Below are 17,866 nucleotides of genomic sequence, written 5' to 3' on the forward strand. Positions count from 1 at the left end.
GATTGATTCACTTCTTTCGATGGATGACCGGGGCAGACGTCATGCCTTGCGTTTGAGTGACACGACATTGCCTGCCGCCAGCTTGTCCAAATGATCGGCATACCACTGCATCATTACCCTGCGCTGTTCCATATAGGTGCTTTTGTCATAGACGCCCCGGACGCCTTCCTTGACATGGGAGAGCTGGGCTTCGACGTGCTGTGAGTCGAATCCATTTTCGTTGAGGATGGTGCTGGCCAGATGGCGAAAGCCGTGGCCGGTCTGGCGGCCTTCGTAGCCCAGGCGACGTAAAGCCATCAGGAACACCGTATTGCTGCGTGGCTTGGTTGTGTTGCCTCGGCCTGGAAACAACAGCGAATAGTTGCCGGTGATGTTTTGCAGTTCGCGTAACAGGGCGACCGCCTGAGTAGGCAGTGGCACTAAATGGTCGCGGCGGCGTTTCATGCGCTCCGCAGGGATCAGCCAGAGGCCCGAGTGGAGGTCGAGTTCGTCCCAGCGCGCCTCACGCAGCTCGGATGGTCGACAGGCGAGCATAGTCAGCAATTGCAGACCTATGCGCACATCGGGGGCGTGGGGGTAGGAGCGGATAGCTCTGAGCAGAGCAGGCAGCTCATCAAGGGATACATGGGCAAAGTTCTCTACCGGTTTGGTCAGTAGAAATTTATGCAGCCCTTCGAGCGGGTTGTGCGTCGCTCTGCCAGTGACGCGAGCCAGATCATAGATCTCACGGCACGTACCGCGTACGCGGCTGGTCTGCTCTACGATGCCGGTCTGCTCCATGCTGCGCAGCAATTCCATCCACTCCATGGGCAGGATGCTGGTGTAGGGGCGCTTGCCGAACACAGGGAACACGTGTTTCTCAAGTGCGCCGATGGTGCGAACGGCCGTTCCTTCGGTCCAGGTCTTACACTTGGTTGCGTACCACTCGCGGGCCAGGTGCTCGAAGGTATTGTTGGCCGCCTCAATCTCTGCAGCTCTTTTGGCTCGTTTGGTGGCCATAATGCTGCCGTCTTTACTAGTGCCATCTCGCAACTCACGTACCTTTCGGCGCGCCTGCTCGCCGGTCAGTTGGTGATTGCCCATGCCATAGCCGCCAAGCCCCAACCATGACCATTTGCCATCGGGCTTTTTGTAGCGCAGTTGCCACGATTTGGAGCCGTCGGGTTTCACGCGGAGATACAGGCCGTCACCATCCATCTCCCGGTATTCCTTAGCCTCAGCTTCAAGGCTGGCCAAAACCGTATCCGCCATGGGGCGACGCTTTATCTGGCTCCGCTTCAATTTGTATCCCCTCGGTTCATTTTTCTGGCGAGGATACATGCAGGGATACAACAGGGGCAACGGTATATGGATGCACTGAGGTACGTATAGAAACAAGAAAGCCCGCACGGGGCGGGCTCTTCAGGGGTGTTTTCAGTCATGTGGGAACATGTGAAAACTTGCATTTGGTGGAGCCGGGGGGATTTGAACCCCCGTCCGCCAGTTCTCCGCTGTCGGTACTACATGCTTAGCCAGATCTATTGAGTTAACTCCGCGCCGCCCGATTGGCAGGGTGCTTGGAGCGAGCTGTATGAGTTTTAACCGTTACGTCTACAGCGAACTTGGCGGCGATCCTGTTCTATCTGACAGTCATTTCGGGTTTACAGGCATCCCCTCATGACCGCTGGCGCCGAAGCGGCCAGATGAAGGTTAGGCGGCTAGCGCGTACCCTTCGTAGTTGTCGTCGTTGGCAACTATAAGTTTGCAACAGTGGATTTACGAGTTCTGTTACCAACTCGGCATGCACCTAGAGTTTCGTTACCGGCGTCGAATCCTAATCGGCCCCATGAAGCGGTCTGCAGCTTCATGTGCGGCGCAGTCTACGCCAAAGCAGAGGCTGCGTCGAACGCTTGATGGATTAGGTAAGTGCGTCTCGTCGGATTTCATGGGCTTTGGCTGCGAAGAGCGGGCAGGTCACCTGCCCGCGCTCAGTGGGTCAGTTGCCTGCGCCTGAACCCGATCCGCTGGTGCCGCCGCTACCGGAGCTGCCTGGTCCTTTGAGTTCCTGCAGTGCTTTGGTCGAGTGGCTGATGCAGGCTTCGGTGTCGCCGGACTGCTGTGCCTGTCTGGCCTGTTCGATGTGTTCTTCGATCTGGCTCTTGGCTGGTTCTCCAAGGGTGGCCATGTTGGTGGCCATGTTGTCGTCGACCTCCTGCATGTTGAGTTCGCAGAGATTTTTATCGGCGGCGAACGCAGCGGGGCTGGCGAGCAAAGCGGCTGCGGCGAGTAGGGCTAATCGTTTCATGAGCGTCCTCCAGGGAGTTGTCTTCCCGGCGGGCCTGCCTGAATCAGTCTGTCGTGGCGGCGCCGAGGCGGGTGGAGCCCTCAGACTGCTGGGCTCTAAACTTCGGACTGCGGTTGCGCTCAAGCGTTTCATTTTTGTGATGGCATCCTTGTCCATCGGATGTTCAGGCGGGTTGGCTGACCTTGCTGCGGCTGACGCGATCCACGAGATAGACCAGCCCGTGATAGTCGATCTCGCCGTGGCGCGAGAGGCCGATTTCGCAGGTGCGGCTGGTGGAGATGCCTTCCCTGCACACCTGCACCGCGTCCTTGAGGCTGCGCAGTGCGTGGGCGTTGAGCGCTGGCGTGGTGAAGCCTTTGTCGCCTGCAAAACCGCAGCAGTGGATGCCTTCGGGAATCACCACCTCCTTTGCGCAGCGGCGGGCGATATCGATCAGTGCCTGCGCCTCTCCCAGGTGCTGCGTGCTGCAGGTGACGTGGACTGCTATCGGCGCTTCCTGTGGGATGAGGTCCAGCCGGTCCAGCAGGTGGGTGCGGATGAAACGCACCGGATCGTAGAAGTCCAGGCGTTGATCGGTCAGGCCCTGGACCATGCGCAGGGTGCAGGGACTGGTGTCGCAGTAGATCGGGTCGAGCCCGCCGCGGCTGGCCTTGAGCAAGGCATCAAGGGTTTCCTGGTGCTTGCGCTCGGCCTGCTCGGCGTAGCCTTTTGAGGCGAAGGGCTGGCCGCAGCAGAGATCGTTCAGGTTGTCGGGGAAGATAACCTGGTAGCCGGCCTTCTCTAGCAGGGCGCGGGTGGTGTCGAGCAGCGGTTTCTGTTCCTGATCGCGCGCCGCTGGACCCATGGCGCGCGAAACACAGGCGGCCAGGTAGACCACACGCGGCCGTTCGTCCTGCGGAGCCGGCTTGGGCAGGTGCAGACGATGTAGCGGCTGCGGCAAGGCCGGTGTCCACAGTGGAACACGACCGTTGCTGAGCTTGGAGACCGCCGAGGAGGTTTTGCTCAGGGCCTTGGTGCCCATAATCAGATGCGCGCCATTGGCCGCATGCAGCATGAAGCGAGTGCCTTGCACGGCGGTCGCGAAGTGATCTGCTAGCCAGTTGGCGGTGCCGGTCTTGTTGGCTTCCTTGCTGCGCAGTTTGCGCACCAGATCGCCGGTATTGATGCCCACGGGGCAGCGTTGGGCACAGAGGCCGGTGGCGGCGCAGGTCTCGACGCCGTGGTAATGGTAGAGGCGTTCGATCTCGGTGGTATCGATGCCGGCGCGCTTGCGCGCCTGGATGTCGCGCCAGATGACGATGCGCTGGCGCGGCGTCAGGGTCAGTCCGTTGGACGGGCAGACTGGCTCGCAGAAGCCGCATTCGATGCACTTGTCGACGATCTCGTCGGCGGCGGGCATCGGCTTGAGGTTCTTTAGGTGGATCTGTGGGTCGTCGGACAGCACCACATCCGGGTTGAGGATGCCGGAGGGATCGAGCAGACGCTTGATCTTCCACATCAGCGCATAGGCCTCGCTGCCCCATTCCAGCTCGACGAAGGGTGCCATGTTGCGCCCGGTGCCGTGTTCGGCCTTGAGTGCTCCACCGAATTCCACTGCCACCAGTTGGGTGACGTCGTGCATGAATGCTTCGTAGCGGGCGACCTGCGCCGGGTCGTCGAAGCCCTGGGTGAAGACGAAATGCAGGTTGCCTTCCAGCGCATGGCCGAAAAGGATCGCCTCGTTGTAGGCATGCTTCTCGAATAGCTGGATCAGACGATTGACGCCCTCGGCCATGCGTTCGATGGGGAAGGTGACGTCCTCGATGATTACCGTAGTGCCGGTCTGGCGTACGGCACCGACGGCGGGGAAGGTGTCCTTGCGGATGCGCCAGAGCTGGTTGTAGACCGCCGGGTCTTCGCTGAAATCGACTTGCTTCTCCACCGGGAAATGCGCGATAGAGGCCATGGTCAGGTTGATTTGTTCGTGCAGCAGCGGCTGGCTGGCCGCGCGGGATTCGATCAGCAGCGCGCAGGCATTGGCGGAGAGGTCCTTGACCCACTCCGGCAGGCCTTTCATGTTTTCCACCGAGCGCATGCTGCGACGGTCCAGCAGTTCCACCGCCGAAACTGGCTGCTGCTTGAGCACTGGCACGGCCAGGCAGCAGGTTTCCACGTTGGGGAAGACGATCAGTGCGCTGGCCTTGTGCGGGTGGTCCGGCACGGTGTCGTAGGTCACCGCACTAATGAAGCCCAGGGCTCCTTCGGAGCCGACCATCAGATGGTTGAGGATATCCAGCGGCTCGTCGAAATCGACCAGGGCGTTGAGGGAGAAGCCGGTGGTGTTCTTCAGTCGGTACTTGTGGCGAATTTTCGCGGCCAATTCAGTGTTGGCGCGAGTTTGACGGCCCAGTTCGGCCAGCTCGTCGAGCAGTGCGGCACGGCTCTGGCGGAAGGTGGCGACGCTGACCGCATCCTCGCTGTCGACCAGGGTGCCGTCGGCCAGGACGATGCGCAGGCCAGCGAGGGTCTTATAACTATTCTGCGCGGTGCCGCAGCACATTCCGCTTGAGTTGTTGGCGACGATGCCGCCGATCTTCGCGGCGTTGATCGAGGCCGGGTCCGGGCCGATCTTGCGCCCCAGCGGCGCCAACACAGCGTTGGCGTTGGCGCCGATCACGCCGGGCTGCAGACGGATTTGTGAACCGCCGTTGCGAATCTCGCGGCCGTTCCAGTTGTCGCCGAGCACGATCAACACCGAGTCGGAGATCGCCTGGCCGGAGAGACTGGTGCCTGCGGCACGGAAGGTCACGGGCACGTTTTCGGCGTGGGCCAGCTTGAGCAATCCCACCACTTCGGCTTCGGATTCGACGCGCACCACCAGCTTCGGTATCAGCCGGTAGAAGCTGGCGTCGGTGCCGAAGGCCAGCGTGGAAAGTGGGTCGTCGAAGCGCCGCTCCGCCGGGATCAACTGTTCGACTGCTGCGAGAAAGTCGCTCGGCAGGGTGGCAGGCGCGTTCATGCGGACTCCGGGAAATCAAACGGGCCGCGTCGAGCGCGCGGCCTCGTGGGGCTCATTCGACGTGTTTGGTGCTCTGATACTGACCCAGCTCGCGAACTAACGAATCGGTGGTGATTTCGCTGATGGACTTAGCGCCGGTCAGCACCATCGCCACGCGCATTTCCTTGTCGATCAGGTTGAGCAGGTTGGTCACGCCGGCTTCGCCGTCAGCCGCCAGCGCATAGGCGAAGGCGCGGCCAAGCATGATGGTATCGGCGCCCAGGGCGATCATGCGAACCACGTCCAGGCCACTGCGGATACCGGAGTCGGCGAGAATTTTCAGGTCGCCTTTGACTGCGTCAGCGATGGCGGGCATGGCGCGGGCGCTGGAAAGCACACCGTCGAGCTGGCGACCGCCATGGTTGGAAACGATGATGCCGTCGGCGCCGAAGGTCACGGCGTCACGAGCGTCTTCAGCATCAAGGATGCCTTTGATCACCATTGGGCCGTCCCAGAACTCGCGAATCCACTCCAGATCTTTCCAGGAAATCGACGGATCGAAGTTGGCTGCCAACCAACCAATGTAGTCTTCCAGTCCGGTCGGATGCCCACGATAGGTGGAGATGTTGCCCAGGTCGTGCGGCTTGCCATGCAGGCCCACGTCCCAGGCCCAGAACGGATGGGTCATGGCTTGCAGCATGCGACGCATGTTGGCGTTCGGGCCGCTCATGCCGGAATGCGCGTCACGGTAGCGAGCGCCGGGGGTCGGCATGTCGACGGTGAATACCAGAGTGGTGACGCCGGCGGCCTTGGCGCGCTCCAGGGCGTTCTTCATGAAGCCGCGGTCCTTCAGCACGTAGAGCTGAAACCACATGGGCCGCTTGATTGCCGGCGCGACTTCCTCGATCGGGCAGACTGATACGGTGGACAGTGTGAAGGGGATGCCCTTCTTGTCCGCAGCGCGGGCGGCCTGGACTTCGCCACGACGGGCGAGCATGCCGGTCAGGCCGACCGGTGCCAGCACAACGGGCATCGACAGGGTTTCGCCGAACAGTTGGGTTTCCAAGCTGAGGTCGGACATGTTGCGCAGTACGCGCTGGCGCAGAGCGAGGCTGGCCAGGTCTTCGACGTTGCGACGCAGCGTGTACTCCGCATAGGCACCGCCATCGACGTAGTGGAATAGGAAAGGCGGTAGTTTGCGTTTTGCAGCAGCGCGGTAATCCGTAGAGGCAGAAATGATCATCGTGTGTTCTCACCGAATGAAACGGGGTAAGTCTCGTGGTGCTCCCGTCTGTGACGAAGGCTGTGTTCCGACCTGGTTGTCCTGATCAGGCGAGGCTGAGCGTGAACAGGACAGCATTCCAAACGTCTTTGCCCCGGGCGTACCGGGGCAAAGGACGTGCATTACATCAGACGCCAACCAGTGGGTCCGTCACGCCCAGCAGGTAGATCGCCAGCATGCCGATCACACCGGTGAACAGCACATAGTACAGAGTAGGCCAAACGGTCTTGCGCAGCGTGACGCCCTCACGACCGAGCAGGCCTACGGTAGCTGAGGCGGCGACGACGTTGTGGATCGCCACCATGTTGCCGGCAGCCGCACCGACCGCTTGCGTCGCGACGATCATCGCGCCGGAAATGCCCAGCGACTGCGCAACGCCGAACTGGAACTGGCTGAACATCATGTTGCTAACTGTGTTGGAGCCGGCAATGAAGGCGCCCAATGCACCTACGGAGGGCGCCAGCAGCGGATAAATCCCACCCACGCTATCGGCGACGTAACGCGCCATGATGATCGGCATACTGGCCAGGTCCGCGCCGTTGACGCCGGAGTTGATCAAGATGCGTACCATCGGCACGGTGAACAGCAGCACGAAGCCGGCGCTGAGCAGCACGCCACTTGATTCCTTCACGGCGGCCTTGAGCTCCGATGCGCGCATGCCGTGCAGGAAGAAGGTGATCAGCACCACCGCGACGAGAATGCCGCCGGGCAGGAACAGCGGCTCGATACTGGCGCTAATACCTGTCTCGCCAAGAATGTTACCGAAGGCGATGGATACCGACTTCAGCGCGCTGCTGACTTCGGGGAAGACCCGGCTGATTACCAGAATCAGGCCCACCAGCACATAGGGCAGCCAGGCACGGAGGGCACTCATCGGGCGCGCGGCGATGTCTTCTAGCTTCATCTCGACGGTGCCCAGCCATTCGGCTGGCCATTCCTTGGCGTCGGCGAAGTCCCAGGCGTTCTTCGGTGTCAGGAAGTTGAAGCGAGCTGCGGTTGTAACGATGGCCAGGCCGACGAGGCCGCCCAGCAGCGACGGGAATTCCGGACCTAGGAAGATTCCGGTCGCGGCATAGGGCAGGGTGAACGCGAGGCCCGCGAAGATCGCGAAGGGCAACACTTCGAAGCCGGCTTTCCAGCTTTTCTCCTTGCCGAAGAAGCGCGTCAGCATCATCGCCATGACCAGCGGCATCACGGTGCCGACAATGGCGTGAGTGATCGCCACGCTGCTGGTGATCTGCTGCAGGAAAAGGTTCCAGCTGGAGCCCTGGGCGACCAGTTGAGCACCGATGGTGGCGGTGTCCAGGCCACTGTTGATGCCTACTACGATAGGGGTGCCGACTGCGCCGAACGATACCGGCGTGCTTTGAACCAACATCCCCATCAGTACGGCAGCCATGGCCGGGAAGCCGATGGCAACCAGCAGGGGGGCGGCAATCGCAGCAGGTGTACCGAAGCCGGACGCGCCTTCGATGAAGCATCCGAACAGCCAGGCAATGATGATGGCTTGGATGCGGCGGTCAGGGCTGACGGTGGTGAAGCCGGCGCGAATGGCGGTGATGCCACCGGAGTGCTTCAAGGTATTCAGCAGCAGGATGGCGCCGAAGATGATCCACAGCAGGCCGAGGGTGATTACCAGGCCTTGCAGCGTCGAAGCGATGATTCGGTTGAAACTCATGTCCCAAACGAACAAGCCGATGGCGGCAGTGAACAGATAGACCAACGGCATGGCGCGGCTAGCAGGCCAGCGCAGGCCAATCAGCATGATGGCGGCGAGCAAAATGGGCGTGAAGGCGAAAAGTGCAAGCAGTCCGGTGGACATGTCAGGCTCCCCCTGTGGTTGGGTTCAGACAGGACCCTGAGCGGACCGTGGAGTAGGCGCCGGATAAAGATCTCATGATGAGTCCTCGTTATTATTGGCTTCCTGTAAATTGGTCATACCACTTAACATGGAAGTGCCGCCAGCGTAAGAGCATCTCTATTTTGCCGTCAATTAACTCGCTATAGACTTTGGTCGCAGGGCCTACTCTTGCCAGTATTCAGCGCGATCGCTAGGCTCTGTACTTATTGGTAAGACCACTCGAGGAGTGGAATATGGACGTGGGAATGGTGCGTCACCGCCGGTTGGCGGATGACATCGTCACGCAATTGGAAGCGATGATTCTCGAAGGCACGCTCAAGCCGGGTGAGCGGTTGCCGGCGGAACGAACCTTGGCGGAACAGTTCGGCGTATCGCGACCGTCGCTGCGCGAGGCGATCCACAAACTAGTGGCTAAGGGGTTGCTGGTCAGCCGGCACGGTGGCGGAAACTTCGTGGCGCAGTCGCTGGGTACGACTTTCAGCGATCCGCTGTTACATCTGCTGGAGAACAACGCCGATGCTCAGCGTGATTTGTTGGAGTTCCGGCACACGCTAGAGGGCAGTTGCGCCTATTACGCTGCATTGCGCGCTACCGAGGTCGATCAGCAGCGCCTCGGCGAAGCCTTTGCCGCGCTACAGGATTGCTATTCGCGCGAGGGTGCCGTAAGCCGGGCGGAAGAAGGTGCCGCCGATGCACGCTTCCATCTGGCGATCGCCGAGGCCAGTCACAATACGGTCTTGCTGCACACGGTCCGGGGCCTGTTCGATATGCTCAAACGCAATGTGGTGACCAACATTGGTGGCATGTATGCGCTACGCGATGAGACGCGCAATATGCTCATGAAGCAGCATCAAGAACTGTACGACGCGATCGTTGGGCGTCGGGCGGACGAGGCGCGGGACGTGATCCACCGCCATATTAATTACGTGCAGGAAGTGCTCGCTGAAGGTCAGCAGGAGGCCCGCCGCCTGGCGCGCGCGCAGCGCCGGCATGGCGACAAGGTCAAGGGCTCGTAGCGAATCCTGGCGCGAAAAGCGCCCGGGATGGCTTCAAGCTTTGGGGGCTGGCTTAGTCGTCCTTGCCCTTGGTGCGCATGGCGCGCTGGATCTCGCGGGCCGAATCGCGCTCTTTCTCAGTGTGGCGCTTGTCGAATTCTTTCTTGCCCTTGGCAAGAGCGATATCACATTTGATCAGATGCTTTTTCCAGTACAGCGAGAGGGCTACGCAAGCGTAGCCTTTCTGCTGCACGGCACCGAACAGCTTGCCCAGCTCGCGCTTGTTGAGCAGTAGCTTGCGGGTGCGCGTAGGGTCGGCGATGACATGGGTGCTGGCGGTGGTCAAAGGCGTGATGTGACAGCCCATCAGCCAGGCCTCGCCGTCTTTGAGCAGCACGTAGCTGTCCACCAGTTGCGCCTTGCCGGCACGCAGGCTTTTCACTTCCCAACCAGCCAGAACGAGGCCCGCCTCGAATTTCTGCTCGATGAAGTAATCGTGTAGCGCTTTCTTGTTCAGCGCGATGGTCCCGGGGGACTGTTTCTTCTGTTTGGCCATAGGTTGCGCATTATAAGGAGAGACGCTGCGGCTGGCGATAAGCGTTGAGCTGCGGCGGCATGAAACTTGAGAGGGACGGGCTTATCCCCGACAATGTGCCATCTTTTCGTTCGCTCGTGCCGGTCGTGCTGCGTGCCGGAGGATTGTACGGGTGCCTCATTCTTGCCATCGATGCCGTTGGCGTTCGTTTGGCTGTGGCGGTCTTTGGCTGTCGACTGATGAAGTAGAAGGTCTGCATGACGACACATATCCAACGCTCGGCACTGCTGCCGTATCCGGCGCACGCATTGTTCGACATGGTCAACGACGTGGCCAGCTACCCCAAGTTCCTGCCCTGGTGTTCCGCCACCGAGGTGCTGTCTGCCAGCGAGACGCAGATGCAGGCCAGCATGACCGTGGCGAAAGCGGGCTTGAGTCAGCGCTTTCTGACCCGTAATGAGCTGCAGCCGGGCAAGCGCATCGAAATGAAGCTGGAGGAGGGGCCGTTCAGCCACCTGCACGGTATCTGGGAATTCAAAGCGCTAGGAGAGAAGGCCTGCAAGATCAGTCTGGACCTGACGTTCGACTACGCCGGGCCGCTAGTTAAGGCCACTCTCGGGCCGCTGTTCAATCAGGCGGCCAATACCTTGGTCGATGCCTTCTGTGACCGCGCGAAACAGCTCTATGGATAAGCAGGCCATCGCCATCGAGGTCGTCTACGCCCGAGTAGACAAGCAGAAGCTGCTTCGCCTGACGGTGCCGCAGGGTACGAGCGTGCGTGCGGCGGCGCTGCAATCAGGAATGGATGCGCATTTTCCCGAGCTGGATCTGAATGCGGCGCCACTGGGGATATTTGGCAAGGCGGTGCTCAAGCCGGATGAGCGGGTGCTGGAAGAGGGCGAGCGGGTAGAAATTTACCGGCCTTTGATTGCCGATCCGAAAGAAGTACGCAAGCAGCGTGCCGCGAAGGCGGCAAAGAACAAGGCCGAGGCGACAGGGAGTTGACGAGCCCGGGCGATCCGGGCTCTGCCTCGCAGCTTAGTTAGTTTCCAGAGGTTCCGGGATCGGCACCGGTACCGGCTCGGCTGCGTCGACATCGCGCTGGATCTGCTCCAGCAGCGAGCCTGGCGCGGGGCTTTCTTCCCCAGTTGCCGCAGGCTCGACGGTCGTCGGCTGGCCGCCTAGGATTGCCTCATCACGGCTGACGCCCGGCATGAAATCACCGGCCAGACCAGCGAGTTGATCGTTGCCGTTGAAGACCAGGCTGACGCGCTCCTGCTGGCGCTGCCCGCCGCCGGGCTGGATGCTGTACAGATAATCCCAGCGGCTGGCGTTGAAGGTATCGGTGATAAGCGGGCTACCCATGATAAACCGCACTTGTGACCGGGTCATTCCGGGGCGCAACTGGTCTATCATGTCCTGCGTAACGACATTGCCCTGTTGAATGTCGACCTTGTAAACCCCGGGGAATGAGCAACCGGCGAGTGCGAACAGGCCCACTAGCGTGAGGCTGGACAGCATGAGCTTGGCGTTTTGCATCGGTGGGTGACTTCCACTATCTTGGCTGGGCAAAGCCTGGATCATACCCGTATTGAAGGAGGCTGCGAAACAGCAGCAACGAGAAAGCCAACCATGGTTGAAAATAGCGAACTACGCAAAGCCGGCCTCAAAGTGACCCTACCACGGGTCAAAATTCTGCAGATGCTGGATACCGCCGATCGGCGCCATATGAGTGCCGAAGATGTCTACAAAGCGCTGATGGAGGCGGGCGAGGATGTCGGCCTGGCCACGGTTTATCGCGTGCTCACGCAATTCGAGGCGGCGGGATTGGTGGTTCGCCACAATTTCGATGGCGGCCATGCGGTATTCGAGCTAGCCGACGGTGGCCACCATGACCATATGGTTTGCGTCGACAGCGGTGATGTCATCGAATTCTTCGACCATGACATCGAGAAGCTGCAAAAAGAGATCGTCCAGCGCCACGGCTACGAGCTCGTTGATCACAATCTGGTGCTCTACGTGCGCAAGAAGGCCGAGTGATAATTAGTGCTGCGTAAAAAAGGCGACCTTCCGGTCGCCTTTTTCGTTGTGGCCGTTTACACCTGGGCTGAACTGATCATCTGGCGGGCATGGGCCAGCGCTTGCTCGGTCAGGTCGACCCCGCCGAGCATGCGTGCAATCTCCTCGACGCGCTCGCTTTCCTGTAGCACAGCGACCGCCGTATGGGTCTCGTTCTGGCCGCGTGCTTTGTGCACGAACAGGTGGTGATGTCCCTGGGCAGCAACTTGGGGCAAATGGGTAACGGTCAGCACCTGTCCCTGTTCGCCGAGGCGGCGCAGCAGTTGACCTACCACTTCAGCAGTAGGACCGCCGATGCCGACATCGACTTCGTCGAACACCAGTGTCGGTACGCGTGAAGTCTGCGCCGTGATCACCTGGATCGCGAGACTGATTCGCGACAGCTCGCCGCCGGAAGCGACCTTCGCCAGTGGTCGCAGTGGCTGGCCAGGGTTGGCACTGACGAGAAATTCCACCTGTTCCAGCCCGTATGGAAGGTGCTCGCCTTCAGTGCAGGGCTTGAGCACGACGCTGAACTTGCCACCCGGCATACCTAAGCGCTGAATTTCCGCCTCCACCGAAGATGCGAGCGTCTCGGCTGCTTGCTGGCGAGCGTTGCTCAGCTCGGATGCCTTGTCTTGATAGTGACGGCTGTAGGCGGCCAGCTCCTCGCTCAGGCGCTCCAGCGCTTCGTCATCAGCGTTCAGGCTTTCGAGTTCTTCCAACAGGCGCTGCTGCAAGGGGGGCAGTTCGCCTGGTTGTACGCGGTGCTTGCGTGCCAGGGTATAGATGTTGTCCAGCCTTTCTTCCAATGTCTGCTGGCGCTCGGGGTCGGCATCGAAATGATCGACGAAACGATTCAGTTCGCCCATGGCTTCCTCGACCTGGATCTGCGCGCTGGCCAGCAGATTTACCGCTTCAGCCAGTGCGCCGGGCTGGTTCTGGAAAGCGGACAGGCGTTGCAGGCTGCCCGTCAGTGCCGACAGCACGTTGCCGGCATCGCTCTCGCTGCACATGTCCATGACCTGGCGGCAGGCGCCGAGTAGCTGTTCGGCATTGGCCAGGTTCTTGTGCTCTTGCTCCAGTTGTTCCAGTTCACCTTCCCCGAGAGCGAGATTTTCCAACTCTTCTAACTGATAGCTGAGGAGCTGATGGCGTGCGCGCTGCTCGTCGCTGCTATTGCTCAGGCGTTCGAGTGTCTGACGGGTCTGGCGCCAGCGCTGTGCGGCCAGCTGTACCTGGCGCGCGAGTTCCTGGCTGCCGCTGTATTCGTCGAGCAGGCGCCGGTGGGTATCGGTTTTCAGCAGCGACTGGTGTTCGTGCTGGCTGTGGATATCGATCAGCAGCTCGCCGAGTGCCTTGAGGTCGCCCTGAGGGCAGGGGGTGCCATTGATGTAACCCCGCGAGCGGCCTTCGGCGGTGATGACGCGGCGCAGGATGCATGGGCCGTCATTGTCCAGATCGCGCTCGGCGAGCCAGGCGCGTGCATCAGGTATGTCGTCCAGATCGAAACTAGCGAGGATGTCGGCCTTGTCCGCGCCGATGCGGACCGCACTGCTGTCGGCGCGATCTCCCAGAGTAAGCCCGAGGGCATCGAGCATGATCGACTTGCCGGCGCCAGTTTCCCCGCTGATCACGCTCATGCCGCGCTGCAATTCGAGATCGAGATGTTCGACGATGGCGAAATTATGGACGGACAGATGAACCAGCATGGCAGGGCTCCCGAAAGCGTGGCTGGCTATTTATACAGTAGTTTTTGAGGCGGCTTCAAGCTGGAAGAAAAAAGCAGTGACGAGCTGCAAACTGCAAGCTCGAGAGGGGGTACAAGGTAAAGCCTCTCGATGCAGTCCGAGCCGCTCATGCGTTCAGCTTGCTGGCCGCCCCTTGAACCAGAATTCCGTGCCCCCATATAGCGGCACAAGCGCGGGTTCGACAGCCCGCTGACGTTTTGATGAGGAGGATCGCATGGCCGACGAGCAGAACCTGGACAACCAGAACCCTGAAGAGAGCGAGGAATTTCAAGCCGAGGTGACCGAGGATCTGGCCGCGCGCGTGCATTCGCTCGAGGAGCAGCTGGCGGCGGCGCAGGACCAGTCTCTGCGGGTTGCCGCCGAGTTGCAGAACATTCGCCGCCGCGCCGAGCAGGACGTGGAAAAAGCGCACAAGTTCGCACTGGAAAAATTCTCGGGTGATCTGCTAGCAGTGGCTGACAGTCTGGAGCGCGGCCTCGAGCTGTCGAGCCCGGATGAAGAGGCCGTCAAGGCCGTGCGTGAAGGTCTCGAGCTGACGCTCAAACTGCTGCTCGACACACTGGCACGCCATCAGCTGACGCAGCTCGACCCGCAAGGCGAACCCTTCAATCCCGAGCACCACCAAGCTATGGCGATGGAAGAAAGCACCCACGCCGAGCCTGGCAGCGTGCTCAAGGTCTTCCAGAAGGGCTATCTGCTCAATGGCCGCCTGCTGCGCCCGGCAATGGTCGTCGTCAGCAAGGCGCCGGCGCAAACCCCGCCTTCGATCGACGAGAAGGCTTGAATTTCGGCTGCGGACCCCCATCTGGTAGCCAAGCGTTTTTGTGTTACCCGCAGCCGGTAAACAGGCGCGGATTTCATCCAAGATTTCGGAGATAGATAAATGGGCAAAATCATCGGTATCGACCTGGGGACCACCAACTCCTGCGTCTCCATTCTGGAAAATGGCAAGGCCAAGGTCATCGAGAACGCTGAAGGCGGTCGTACCACGCCGTCGATCATCGCGTATGCAAACGACGGCGAGATCCTGGTCGGCCAGTCAGCCAAGCGTCAGGCGGTGACGAATCCACACAACACCCTGTACGCAGTGAAGCGTCTGATCGGTCGCCGCTTCGATGAAGAAGTCGTGCAGAAAGATATTCAGATGGTCCCGTACAAGATCGTCAAGGCTGACAACAATGACGCCTGGGTGGAAGTGAACGGCCAGAAAATGGCGCCGCCGCAGATTTCCGCGGAAATCCTCAAGAAGATGAAGAAGACAGCCGAAGACTATCTCGGCGAGCCGGTCACTGAAGCGGTGATTACCGTACCGGCCTACTTCAACGACAGTCAGCGTCAGGCCACCAAGGACGCTGGCCGCATCGCCGGTCTGGACGTCAAACGCATCATCAACGAGCCGACTGCAGCTGCGTTGGCTTACGGCATGGACAAGGCGAAGGGCGACCACACCGTGATCGTCTATGACCTGGGTGGCGGTACCTTCGACGTATCGGTGATCGAGATCGCTGAGGTCGACGGTGAGCATCAATTCGAAGTGCTGGCCACCAACGGCGACACTTTTCTCGGTGGTGAAGACTTCGATATCCGCCTGATCGATTATCTCGTCGACGAGTTCAAGAAAGAAAGCGGCATGAACCTCAAGGGCGACCCGCTGGCCATGCAGCGCCTGAAGGAAGCTGCTGAGAAGGCCAAGATCGAGCTGTCCTCCAGCCAGCAGACCGACGTCAACCTGCCGTACATCACTGCCGATGCGAGTGGTCCGAAGCACCTGAACGTGAAGATTTCCCGCGCCAAGCTCGAAGCGCTGGTCGAGGATCTCGTGCAGCGCACCATCGAACCTTGCCGCATCGCGCTGAAGGATGCTGGCGTCGACGTATCGAAAATCGACGACGTGATCCTGGTCGGCGGGCAGACCCGCATGCCGTTGGTGCAGCAGAAGGTCGCAGAATTCTTCGGCAAGGACGCGCGCAAGGACGTCAACCCGGACGAAGCTGTCGCCATGGGTGCTGCCATTCAGGGCGCCGTGCTGGCCGGTGACGTCAAGGACGTGCTGCTGCTGGACGTGTCCCCGCTGACCCTGGGTATCGAAACCATGGGTGGCGTAATGACCGCCCTGATCGAGAAGAACACCACTATCCCGACCAAGAAGTCGCAGGTGTTCTCAACGGCCGACGATAACCAGAGCGCAGTTACGATTCACGTGCTGCAGGGCGAGCGCAAGCAGGCCAGTGGCAACAAGTCGCTCGGTCGCTTCGACCTGGCCGAGATTCCGCCAGCACCGCGTGGCATGCCGCAGATCGAGGTCACCTTCGACATCGATGCCAACGGCATCCTGCACGTCTCGGCGAAGGACAAGGCTACCGGCAAGCATCAGTCCATCGTGATCAAGGCCAACTCCGGTCTGTCCGAGGAAGAGATCGAGCAGATGGTCCGTGACGCCGAGGCCAACGCTGAGGAAGACCGCAAGTTCGAGGAGCTGGCCGGTGCCCGCAATCAGGGTGACCAGTTAGTCCATGCCACTCGCAAGATGCTGGTCGAGGCTGGCGACAAGGCCACTGAGGAGGACAAGGCCAGCATCGAGAAAGCCATTTCCGAGCTGGAAGTTGCGATCAAGGGTGACGACAAGGCCGAGATCGAGGCGAAAATCGCTGCGGTGTCCCAGGCTTCTACACCCCTGGCGCAAAAAATGTACGCCGAACAGCCTCAGGGTGGCGAAGGCCAGCCGGCCGGTGACAATGCGCAGCCTGGCGACGACGTGGTCGATGCCGAGTTCGAAGAGGTCAAGGACAACAAGTAAGCCTGGCTTACTTCCGCTCCAGCCCGTCCCGACTGCGTTCGGGCGGGCCTGACCGCTGCGCGGGGGCTTGCTCCCGCGTCGGCGTGTCTGGAGGGTACGAATTTGAAGGTTCAGGAAATTTATGGCCAAACGTGACTATTACGAAGTGCTAGGTGTCGAGCGTGGCGCCAGCGAGGCGGAGCTGAAAAAGGCTTACCGTCGTCTCGCCATGAAGCACCATCCCGATCGCAATCCAGGAGACAAAGCGGCCGAGGAGAGCTTCAAGGAAGCCAACGAGGCATATGAAGTGCTCTCAGACGCCAGCAAGCGTCAGGCCTACGATCAGTACGGCCACGCTGGCGTCGATCCACAGATGGGAGCCGGCGCGGGTGCAGCCTATGGCGGCGCCAACTTCTCCGATATTTTCGGCGACGTGTTCAGCGATTTCTTTACCGGTGCCCGCGGTAGCTCCCGTGGTGGTGCCCAGCGCGGCAGCGATCTGCGTTACACGCTCGAGCTTGATCTGGAAGAAGCCGTGCGCGGCACGACGGTGACCATTCGCGTGCCGACACTTGCCGAGTGCAAGACCTGCGATGGCTCCGGTGCCAAGAAGGGCACCAGTCCAGTGACCTGTACTACCTGCGGTGGTATCGGTCAGGTTCGCATGCAGCAGGGCTTCTTCTCCGTTCAGCAAACCTGCCCGCGCTGCCATGGCAGCGGCAAGATGATCTCCGACCCATGTGGCAGCTGTCATGGCCAGGGGCGTGTTGAAGAGCAGAAGACACTGTCGGTGAAGGTGCCGGCGGGTGTTGATACGGGTGACCGCATTCGCCTGACCGGCGAGGGCGAGGCCGGGACTCAAGGTGGCCCGGCGGGTGATCTGTATGTAGTGGTCAACGTGCGCGAGCACGCAATCTTCCAGCGCGACGGCAAGCATCTGTATTGCGAGGTGCCGATCAGCTTCGCCGATGCGGCGTTGGGCGGCGAGTTGGAAGTGCCGACCCTCGATGGTCGGGTCAAACTGAAGATTCCCGAGGGTACCCAGACCGGCAAGCAGTTCCGCCTGCGCGGCAAGGGTGTCGCGCCGGTGCGCGGTGGTGCGGCGGGCGACCTGCTGTGCCGGGTTGCGGTGGAAACTCCGGTCAACCTAAGCAAGCGTCAGCGCGAAATGCTCGAGGAATTTCGCGGCACGCTGCAGGGCGACACCTCTCATTCGCCCAAGGCCAGCGGCTGGTTCGAGGGTGTGAAGCGCTTTTTCGGCGATGTCTGAGCGGAGGCTGGAAGCTTAAAGCCGGCAGCCTGAAGCGCACCGGAGCAGCTTTCAGCTTCAGGCTTTCCAGCTTGGAG

The 17,866-nt window shown here is 60.7% G+C and carries 15 protein-coding genes and 1 other RNA gene; 7 read left to right on the forward strand and 9 right to left on the reverse strand.

The genetic code is table 11. The features are described 5' to 3' along the window. Nucleotides 1–39: 39 nt before the first annotated feature. From NA647_RS00625 to NA647_RS00650, 6 genes are all read right to left on the reverse strand, one after another. Nucleotides 40–1,281, reverse strand: coding sequence for a tyrosine-type recombinase/integrase (locus NA647_RS00625; protein WP_256055953.1), 1,242 nt, complete (start codon nt 1,279–1,281; stop codon nt 40–42). 165 nt (nt 1,282–1,446) lie between these two features. Further along, nucleotides 1,447–1,825: a transfer-messenger RNA gene (ssrA, locus tag NA647_RS00630) on the reverse strand. 150 nt (nt 1,826–1,975) lie between these two features. After that, entirely contained in the window at nt 1,976–2,284 is a 309-nt protein-coding gene (locus tag NA647_RS00635) for a hypothetical protein (protein ID WP_131650808.1), read from the reverse strand. 163 nt (nt 2,285–2,447) lie between these two features. Beyond that, entirely contained in the window at nt 2,448–5,282 is a 2,835-nt protein-coding gene (locus NA647_RS00640; RefSeq protein WP_256055954.1) for an FAD-binding and (Fe-S)-binding domain-containing protein, read from the reverse strand. 52 nt (nt 5,283–5,334) lie between these two features. Continuing rightward, nucleotides 5,335–6,504: an FMN-dependent L-lactate dehydrogenase LldD gene (lldD, locus tag NA647_RS00645; RefSeq protein WP_256050236.1), complete on the reverse strand. Its 1,170-nt coding sequence runs from the start codon at nt 6,502–6,504 to the stop codon at nt 5,335–5,337. 166 nt (nt 6,505–6,670) lie between these two features. Then, nucleotides 6,671–8,365 carry an L-lactate permease gene (locus tag NA647_RS00650; RefSeq protein WP_256055955.1) on the reverse strand — a complete coding sequence of 565 codons (1,695 nt, stop codon included), beginning with the start codon at nt 8,363–8,365 and terminating at the stop codon, nt 6,671–6,673. 272 nt (nt 8,366–8,637) lie between these two features. Here NA647_RS00650 and NA647_RS00655 point away from each other — a divergent pair, with 272 nt between their 5' ends. Then, complete coding sequence (locus tag NA647_RS00655) at nt 8,638–9,420, forward strand: GntR family transcriptional regulator (protein ID WP_256055956.1); 783 nt, start codon at nt 8,638–8,640, stop codon at nt 9,418–9,420. Nucleotides 9,421–9,472: 52 nt separating this feature from the next. On the opposite strand, the gene smpB is transcribed toward NA647_RS00655, so the two are convergent. Further along, nucleotides 9,473–9,955, reverse strand: coding sequence for an SsrA-binding protein SmpB (smpB, locus tag NA647_RS00660; RefSeq protein WP_131650803.1), 483 nt, complete (start codon nt 9,953–9,955; stop codon nt 9,473–9,475). A 236-nt stretch (nt 9,956–10,191) separates the two neighbouring features. On the opposite strand from smpB, the gene NA647_RS00665 reads away from it, so the two are divergent. After that, complete coding sequence (locus tag NA647_RS00665; protein ID WP_181100271.1) at nt 10,192–10,626, forward strand: type II toxin-antitoxin system RatA family toxin; 435 nt, start codon at nt 10,192–10,194, stop codon at nt 10,624–10,626. Next, a complete protein-coding gene (locus NA647_RS00670; RefSeq protein WP_256055957.1) occupies nt 10,619–10,939 on the forward strand; it encodes an RnfH family protein in 321 nt (106 codons plus the stop codon). The genes NA647_RS00665 and NA647_RS00670 overlap by 8 nt, the downstream gene beginning before the upstream one ends. Nucleotides 10,940–10,972: 33 nt before the next feature. Here the strand turns inward: NA647_RS00670 and NA647_RS00675 are convergent, their stop codons facing one another. Then, nucleotides 10,973–11,473, reverse strand: a complete 501-nt coding sequence (locus tag NA647_RS00675; protein WP_131650800.1) for an outer membrane protein assembly factor BamE — start codon at nt 11,471–11,473, stop codon at nt 10,973–10,975. A gap of 93 nt (nt 11,474–11,566) precedes the next feature. Here NA647_RS00675 and fur point away from each other — a divergent pair, with 93 nt between their 5' ends. Beyond that, a complete protein-coding gene (fur, locus tag NA647_RS00680) occupies nt 11,567–11,974 on the forward strand; it encodes a ferric iron uptake transcriptional regulator (protein ID WP_256055958.1) in 408 nt (135 codons plus the stop codon). 56 nt (nt 11,975–12,030) lie between these two features. Here the strand turns inward: fur and recN are convergent, their stop codons facing one another. Then, nucleotides 12,031–13,704 (reverse strand): DNA repair protein RecN, encoded by a 1,674-nt coding sequence (gene recN / locus NA647_RS00685; RefSeq protein WP_256055959.1) that lies wholly within the window; start codon nt 13,702–13,704, stop codon nt 12,031–12,033. A gap of 253 nt (nt 13,705–13,957) precedes the next feature. Here recN and grpE point away from each other — a divergent pair, with 253 nt between their 5' ends. From grpE to dnaJ, 3 genes are all read left to right on the forward strand, one after another. Then, nucleotides 13,958–14,527 (forward strand): nucleotide exchange factor GrpE, encoded by a 570-nt coding sequence (grpE, locus tag NA647_RS00690; RefSeq protein WP_256055961.1) that lies wholly within the window; start codon nt 13,958–13,960, stop codon nt 14,525–14,527. A gap of 99 nt (nt 14,528–14,626) precedes the next feature. Next, on the forward strand, nt 14,627–16,540 hold the full coding sequence (dnaK, locus tag NA647_RS00695) for a molecular chaperone DnaK (RefSeq protein WP_256055962.1): 1,914 nt from the start codon (nt 14,627–14,629) through the stop codon (nt 16,538–16,540). Between the two features lie 121 nt (nt 16,541–16,661). After that, nucleotides 16,662–17,789: a molecular chaperone DnaJ gene (dnaJ, locus tag NA647_RS00700; protein WP_131650795.1), complete on the forward strand. Its 1,128-nt coding sequence runs from the start codon at nt 16,662–16,664 to the stop codon at nt 17,787–17,789. Nucleotides 17,790–17,866 lie beyond the last annotated feature (77 nt).

The sequence above is a fragment of the Stutzerimonas stutzeri genome, assembly GCF_024448985.1.
Taxonomy (GTDB): domain Bacteria; phylum Pseudomonadota; class Gammaproteobacteria; order Pseudomonadales; family Pseudomonadaceae; genus Stutzerimonas; species Stutzerimonas stutzeri_AP.